We start from the raw sequence: 7,719 nt of genomic DNA, 5'->3' as shown, positions 1-7,719 counted from the left end.
TGTTGACCTGGTGGACGATACCGGTTCCCGGAGGAACAACGCGGAAGTTGGAGAATGCCCCGGTACCCCAACGGAGGAACTTGTAGCGCTCATCGTTGCGCTGGTACTCAATCTCGACGTTCTTAGCCAGAGCGTCTTCGCTACCGAAGGCCTCGATAATGACGGAGTGGTCAATGACCATCTCGGCCGGGTTCAGCGGGTTGACCTGATCCGGGTCGCCGCCGAGAGTCTTAACAGCCTCACGCATGGTAGCCAGGTCGACAACACAAGCAACGCCGGTGAAGTCCTGCATGATAACGCGTGCAGGGGTGAACTGAATCTCGATTGAAGGATCAGCGGAAGGCACCCAGTTGGCGACAGCCTTGATGTGCTCCTCGGTGATGTTGGCGCCATCTTCGTTGCGCAGAAGGTTCTCGCCGAGAACCTTCAACGAGTAAGGCAGCTTCTCCATACCCGGCACTGCATCGAGAGCGAAGTAGTCGTACGACTTATCTCCGACCTCGAGCTTACGCAGGGCGTTGAAAGAGTTCTTGCTTTCAGCCACAGTCAGCTCCATTTCTATTCGGGTGAATTGTCGCCTTCATCGGAGGAGTCGGCACTCGAATTTCGACTCTCCACAAGGCATAGGTGCGATCACGCCGCCCCTTATCAACCAATTAAAGCAATAATCACGGCGCGGGGCACACAAGCCACCACGCACGTTTTTAAGGAAGCGTTACCGTCCTTACAACAACCATAACAGTACGGGCGTTCTGTATGTAGATTGCGGGCGGCGCGCCGAGCTAAGCTACCCCCGTTCACGACCGCGACGGGTGATTATATAGAAGACAGACGAAGTGATGCCTCCGCCAAATTGGGGCATCGGCAACCACCTTCGCAGTACTTCAGCAATAGGAAAGGCAATCCACCAACATGGCAGCAGAATCGCTTTTAGCAAGCGCCACCGTCGACGAAGCGGTTACCCAGCTGCGCAACGACGACATTATGGTCACCAACAATGAGCTGCGAGAAGCGGTTCAGCCAATCGTTGACGATGCCGCAAATCGGGGAGTGCCCAATTTCAACGTTATCTACCTCGACGACAACCCCCAGGGCACCGATGCATTCTCATTTGCCCGCCAAGTAGTAGATGAACTTGGCGGAACTACCGTGGTTCGCACTCCAGATGGAATCGGTACCGCGTCGACCGATTTCTCACGCGCCGCCATTGCCCACGCCGAACGCGCCATGATGGGAACATCTCCAGACGACCCGGCCGGCCTGGATTACTACCTCAATGAACTCACTGGCTACGTAGTCCCATGGACTCTCTACAGCATTATCGTCGCGCTGATCATTATCGCGGCGTTCGCAGGTCTAATTTTCTACTGGATTCGAACCCGCCCAACCTCCTAGGTTCCGACAACCTGGAAGCAGGCCTGACGACAAGTAAAGCAACGCAGCCTAGCACGCATCGATTGACAGCTTTCCATTCGGCGCAGCCGCCGAGAATAGACGTTGCAACTGCCCCAGAAACTGGTAGCACCCAAGGCCCGTAACGCGCTTCGATGCTTTATTCGCTGCAGTGCCACTGCTCGCGGTGACAAACACCTGACACGCGTCAAGCCTTACGGCTTGTCCGTTGTGTGCCGGAAATATCGAAACGCAGACTGCAATCACTCCGACACGCCGGGGCGCCCGCTGAATGTGACATATTTCACAGCCCTTTTCCGTCGCACCTAAACGCGCAGGCCACGCCATATAACGAAACGATTACAAAGTGAAGCACTGTTGTTGATTTTGTTACTTATGTTTTTTTAGTGCTTGTTGACCCGTAATGTTCTCCGTGATGCCAATAGTGGACTCAAGTGTCCAGTATTGACTAAAGAAAATTCGTGTTAGCGCCACTGTTGCTTTTAACCCAGCTGCCAACGCAGTCTCTGCCAGGCATAGAAAAGCAGCAACGGGCGGATATCCAACGATGGGGAAGTCGCTGGAATCGCCCCGGAACCGCTAACGCATCCCATAGGAGAAAAGTAGGAGTACCGCGGTGCCGAGTAATCGCAAAGTCCGTGCCTCATATTGGACTCGTCCAATCGCCGGCCTGATCACGGCTGGTCTAATGGTGACTAACACTCAAGTTGCTGTCGCACAGCCAGCTGTTCCGAGCGATGCACAGATTCGCCAAGCTCGCGACGCTGCCAATAACGCGGAGTCATACTTACAGGCCCTGGTTGCCGAAGTAACTTCCAGCGAGCGCAAGGTCTCCGATCTTGAGCTGCGCATGGGAACCCTTCGCGAGGACGTGAACAAGGCGATGGTTGATCTCGAGAATGCTCGAGATGCGGCCATTCGCGCACGTGACGCAGTCGATGAAGCACGGATGCATCTCGACCGAGCTCGTACTGATCTTGCAAGCGCCCAGAAGCAGTTCGATGAACTAGCCCGCATAATCATGCGCCAAGGGCGCTCCAGCGGCTCCATCCTCGAGGGCGCAAAGAGCGCATCCGAGGCCCTTAACCGCCTCTCCGCCCTGCAGCGCGAAGCGAATCGTCAAGAGCAGACGATTGACTCCCTGGACAAGAACCGCACTGAAGCCGCCAACCAGGAATCGACCCTGCGGAAGAAGAGCCAAGAGGCTCAGCAGGCTGAGGACACGGCTAACAAGCGTAATACTGAAGCGCAGAATGCGTATACCCAGGCAAGCCAAGAGCTTGAGAAGGAACAGGCCGACTACCAGCAAGCTCAGATTGATCGCGAGGCAGCCAAGGCTTCCTTAGAGGCCGCTCGCGACGCAGTCAATGAGTTGAATTCGCAGCGCCAGAACTACGAAAACGAGCAGGCCCGCAAGGAAGCAGAGAATGCTGCCGCCAAGAAGGCTGCTGATGAGGCGGCTGCCAAGGCACGTGCCGAAGCAAAGAAGAAGCAATCTGAGGAAGCTGCAGCGACGACAACCCCAGAGTCCACCGGGCCGGCTGCTGAGGCGTCAGGTTCCACTGGTTCCTCGGGTACGAACAGCACGACCAGCTCAACTGAGTCCACCGGTTCCACTGGTTCTACTGACTCCACCGAGTCCACCGAGTCCACGGAGTCGTCGAGCACCGACGACTCGTCGTCAAGCGGAACCCCAGCGCAAACTGTGGCGCCGACGAACCCGGAGACCGGGCAGAGCACAGCTGGTTCATCGAGCCAGAAGGTAGAAACCGTGATTGCTCGCGCGATGAGCCAGCTCGGCGTCCCGTACGCTTGGGGCGGCGGTAACGCCAACGGTCCGACCAAGGGCATCCGCGACGGCGGAGTGGCCGACGCCCACGGCGATTACAACAAGGTGGGTTTCGACTGCTCCGGGCTGACTCTGTACGCATACGCAGCAGTCGGTATTGACCTGCCTCATTACACCGGTTACCAGTACCAGCGCGGCACTCACTACCCGGTATCTCAGATGAAGCGTGGCGACCTGCTGTTCTGGGGTCCGAACGGTCATGGCCATGTCGCTATCTACTTGGGCGATGGCCAGATGATTGAGGCACCACAGTCCGGTTCTGTGGTTAAGATCTCGCCAGTCCGTTATAACGGAATGACACCGAATGTTGTCCGCCTCGTCTAGTTTCTAACGACGTGTTCTACAGGTCGGGCAACCGACCTAAAGAAGGGTTTCTCTGTGACCTCCCCAATGCCCACTGACCATACAGACCTCGAGCGCGCATACGCGGAGCTGGGCAAGGTCGTGGTTGGCCAGGAGCACCTAATCAAGCAGCTCTTCATCGCGATGCTCGCAGGTGGTCATGTCCTGCTTGAGGGTGTGCCAGGTGTGGCGAAAACTTTGGCAGTGTCTACGTTCGCCAAGGTCATGGGTGGGTCGTATTCCCGCATTCAGTTTACTCCGGACCTGGTGCCGTCGGATATCGTCGGTACCCGTATTTTCCGCCAGGACACCTCGAAATTCATCGTCGAGCCCGGCCCGGTTATGTCGAATATCGTGCTCGCCGACGAGATTAACCGCGCACCCGCCAAGGTGCAGTCGGCGCTGCTGGAAGTCATGGCAGAACACCAGGTATCCATCGCCGGTGAGTCCACGCCAGTCCCGGAGCCGTTCCTGGTCCTGGCCACCCAAAACCCAATTGAAAACCAGGGTGTCTACCCACTACCGGAGGCCCAGCGAGACCGTTTCCTATTCAAGGTTCTCGTGGGTTACCCCACTCCGGCAGAAGAGCGGGAGATTGTCTACCGCATGGGAGCCACCCCTCCGGTTGCGCAGCAGATTCTCACTCCTGAGAGCGTTCGGGAACTGCAGCGCGCTACCCGCGAAGTCTTTGTTCACCACACGTTGATTGACTACATCGTCGCCGTCATCGAGCTCACCCGCAATCCTATGAGGGCGGAGCTAAAGGATGTCGACCGCTGGCTGTCTTACGGCGCATCTCCTCGTGCAACGCTCGGTGCCGTCGCAGCTGCCCGCGCCCACGCCTTGTTTTCCGGTCGCGACTATGTCGTACCCGACGATGTTGTCTCCGTGCTTCCCGACGTGCTGCGTCACCGCCTGGTCCTGTCCTATGAGGGCCTGGCCGATGGCATCACACCCGAACGAATTATTGACATCGTACTTTCTCGCGTACGCCTTCCCCAGGGCGCAAAAACTGGCTCCAATGAGGGCACTTCCTCCTAATGTCAGCTAGCGAAGATGACCTTGCACGCGTCCTGGCGTACTTAGAGCTGACTGTCACGCGAAAGCTCAACGGGCTTTTGCGCGGCAGTTTTCTCTCCACTGCCACCGGAGATGGCTCCGAGCCAGTCGGCTCGCGCGAATACGCCATCGGCGATGATGTTCGCCAAATGAACTGGGCCGTGACGGCTCGGACCGGCGTGCCACACGTGCGTACCGCAGAGGCAGAGCGCGAGCTGGAGTGCTGGATCGTCGCCGAGCCCGCCGCACGTCTGTCCACGGGCTTGGCCGACACCACCAAACGACATCTGCTCACCGCCGCTGCAGGCGCGATTACGATGCTTAACGACGCCCCGGGGTCCCGAACCGGCTTAATCGCGGGTGGCACTTCGGTGCCCGGAGGCCAGGGACGGGCCCACAGCTTAATGCTTCTTAAGCAGCTGTCCGACACGACCGCCGAGCACAACCTCGCAGCGGATATTGACACAGTAATGACTCAAGCTCCGCGCGCTGGGCTCTTAGTCGTTATCTCGGATTTCCTGGGTTCACTCGACTGGGCGCGCCCACTGCGGGTGGCCTCCGCCTCGACAGAGATTATGGCCATCCGCCTGGTCGATCCGGCCGATGAAGCTTTGCCCGGTGATGGCCCCGTAGTCATGGCGGATTCCGCGACCGGCGAAACTATTGAACTCAACATCAACGACAAAACCCGCCGCGAATATGCGGCCCAAGCCAGCGCCCATCACCAGCGAGTGACCGATGAGCTGAGCAGATGCCGTGCCCGCGTCATCACGCTGCGCACGGATTCGGATTGGGTACTAGATTTTGCTCGACAAATTGGCCAACATTAGCGTCTGAGTAATCACTTGTAAGTGTGAGGAAACTTGATACCGCGATGACGTTCCTAAACTCGACTTTTGCGCACCCCGGCTGGCTGCTGGCGCTCATTGTGCCGCTAGTCGCAGCAGTGGCTTACTGGGTCAGCACGAAGCAGCGGAGGCAACGAGCTATTGCCTTTGGCAACTTCACCATCGTTGGGTCACTGAGAAACAAGTCGTCGGCACGCATGCGCCATGTCGTGGCGATTAGCGCGATACTGTCGCTGGTTCTGGTCATTATCTCCCTGGCTGGTCCCATTTCGGAGACCAAAGTCGCCCGCAACCGCGCGACGGTCATGCTGGTGGTGGATGTCTCGCTGTCCATGTCGGCCACCGATGTTGCGCCTGACCGCATCACTGCAGCTAAAGAGGCGGGTCAAGAGTTTGTGGACAACCTCCCCGACGACCTCAACATCGGTCTGGTGACTTTCTCCGGTCGCGCGCGTACCGCCGTCAGCCCCACGACCAACCACGACACCGTCAACCGGGCTCTCCAGGCCGCTGAGCTGGATCAGGCTACCGCCACAGGTGACGCCATCGCCGCCGCACTCGATGCCATCAACCAGTTCAGCGACTCGGTCCAAGGCGGGGGAGAAGGCGCTCCACCAGCGACAATCGTGCTGCTTTCCGATGGCAAGCAAACTGTCCCGCAGGAGCTCGACGACCCTCGCGGTGCGTACACCGCCGCCGCCGAAGCCGCCAAGGCCGGGGTGCCCGTCAACACCATTTCATTCGGTACCGCGCAGGGCGCAATCACGGTACAGGGCGAGTTGATTCCTGTGCCTAACGACGACGAATCCTTGCGAGAAATCGCTCGTCGTACCAAAGGTGAGTTCTTCAGCGCCGGTTCCCTTGAGCAGCTTCGGGATGCATATGGATCGCTGGAGGATGACATCGGCTACGAGCTCAAGCGCGCCGAGAATCCGAGGCCCTTCCTCATCGCTGCCTTCGCTATGTTGCTGGTGACTGTCGGCTCACTGTTAGTGACCAATCGCCGGATTCCGCAATAAGGACGGGGTGAGAGGGCCGTCGTCAAGCAATGGCGCGTTGAGAACGGGCCGTCTTATGGTGTCCTCAGGCTGCACGACTAGACTCGTTTCCTATGTCTTCCGATAATTTTGACGCTGTTTTGCTGTTGTCATTCGGCGGTCCCGAAAAGATGGCCGATGTGCGTCCCTTCCTGGAGAATGTCACCCGCGGCCGCGGAATTCCGCCGGAGCGGCTGGATGAAGTCGGTGCTCACTATGCGCACTTCGGCGGAAAATCCCCGCTCAACGACTTAAACCGCGAGATTGTCGCCAACCTAGAGGCAGAACTAGCCCGCCGTGGCTATGATTTGCCTGTTTACTTCGGCAACCGCAATTGGCATCCGATGGCTGAAGACACTGCGGCACAGATGGCTGATGATGGCGTTAAGCGGGCTCTCGTCTTCGCCACCAGCGCCTGGGGCGGCTACTCCGGTTGTCGCCAGTATCACGAAGACATTGCCAGGGTTCGCGAGTCGCTGGGCGACCACGCCTTTGACATGGAGAAGATCCGCAGCTTCTACGATCACCCGCTGTTTATCGAGGCCTACGCCGATGCGGTGCGTAAGGCGTTTGCCAAGCTTCCGGAAGATCGCCGTGACGAAGCCCGACTTATTTTCACCGCTCACTCGATTCCGGTATCGGCAGACAAGGCATCCGGGCCGGTGGAGCTTGGCGGGAATCTTTACTCTCGCCAGGTCAACGAATCGGCACAGCTCGTCGCCGATGCGGTAGGTGTTACCGACTTTGATGTTGTCTGGCAGTCCCGGTCCGGCCCGGAACACGTGCCGTGGTTGGAGCCTGACATCGTCGACCACGTTGAGGCTGAAGTCGCGAAGGGCCTCCGCTCTGCGGTCGTGTGCCCGATCGGTTTCATCTCCGACCATGTTGAGGTCGCCTGGGACTTGGATGCTGAGCTGCAGGAAGAGATGGCCCATCACGACATTGTCATTGAGCGTGTCGCAACGCCTGGTCCGACAAATGCCTTCACCAACATGATTGTGGAGCTCATCGAAGAGCGCATCGCAGATGTTGAACCTCGCCGCCTGGGAAGTGAACCACTGTTCGGGTCGGCCTGTAACGGTGCGCCCTGCTCCACGACTTGTTGCACCCCGGCAAAGCGTCGTCCGCACTGATTCCGCTGATCCTAGTATGGGAGCTGGCCGATGCCTGG

7 protein-coding genes are annotated in these 7,719 nt (G+C 58.4%); 6 read left to right on the top strand and 1 reads right to left on the bottom strand.

Annotated elements, in window-relative coordinates; translation table 11 throughout:
- Positions 1-544: aconitase family protein (locus Q0U90_RS08315; RefSeq protein ID WP_288819820.1), on the bottom strand; the 544-nt coding region annotated here is incomplete at its 3' end.
- 368 nt (positions 545-912) lie between these two features.
- Here Q0U90_RS08315 and Q0U90_RS08310 point away from each other — a divergent pair.
- The 6 genes from Q0U90_RS08310 (at position 913) to Q0U90_RS08285 (ending at position 7,681) form a co-directional block, all read left to right on the top strand.
- Complete coding sequence (locus Q0U90_RS08310) at positions 913-1,395, top strand: DUF6676 family protein (protein ID WP_297453474.1); 483 nt, start codon at positions 913-915, stop codon at positions 1,393-1,395.
- Between the two features lie 634 nt (positions 1,396-2,029).
- The gene (locus tag Q0U90_RS08305) at positions 2,030-3,586 is read left to right on the top strand and encodes a DIP1281 family NlpC/P60 protein (protein WP_297453471.1); all 1,557 of its coding nucleotides are present in this window, start codon (positions 2,030-2,032) and stop codon (positions 3,584-3,586) included.
- Positions 3,587-3,640: 54 nt separating this feature from the next.
- Positions 3,641-4,645 (top strand): MoxR family ATPase, encoded by a 1,005-nt coding sequence (locus Q0U90_RS08300; RefSeq protein ID WP_297453469.1) that lies wholly within the window; start codon positions 3,641-3,643, stop codon positions 4,643-4,645.
- Positions 4,645-5,493, top strand: a complete 849-nt coding sequence (locus tag Q0U90_RS08295) for a DUF58 domain-containing protein (protein WP_297453467.1) — start codon at positions 4,645-4,647, stop codon at positions 5,491-5,493. The genes Q0U90_RS08300 and Q0U90_RS08295 overlap by 1 nt, the downstream gene beginning before the upstream one ends.
- A 44-nt stretch (positions 5,494-5,537) precedes the next feature.
- On the top strand, positions 5,538-6,530 hold the full coding sequence (locus Q0U90_RS08290; protein WP_297453464.1) for a VWA domain-containing protein: 993 nt from the start codon (positions 5,538-5,540) through the stop codon (positions 6,528-6,530).
- A gap of 92 nt (positions 6,531-6,622) precedes the next feature.
- On the top strand, positions 6,623-7,681 hold the full coding sequence (locus tag Q0U90_RS08285) for a ferrochelatase (protein ID WP_297453461.1): 1,059 nt from the start codon (positions 6,623-6,625) through the stop codon (positions 7,679-7,681).
- The last annotated feature ends 38 nt before the right edge of the window (positions 7,682-7,719 follow it).

Source organism: uncultured Corynebacterium sp., assembly GCF_946998835.1.
In the GTDB taxonomy this organism is placed as follows: Bacteria; Actinomycetota; Actinomycetes; order Mycobacteriales; family Mycobacteriaceae; genus Corynebacterium.
Note: the sequence above shows the minus strand (reverse complement) of the source record. Positions and strands in the feature narration are given on the sequence as shown.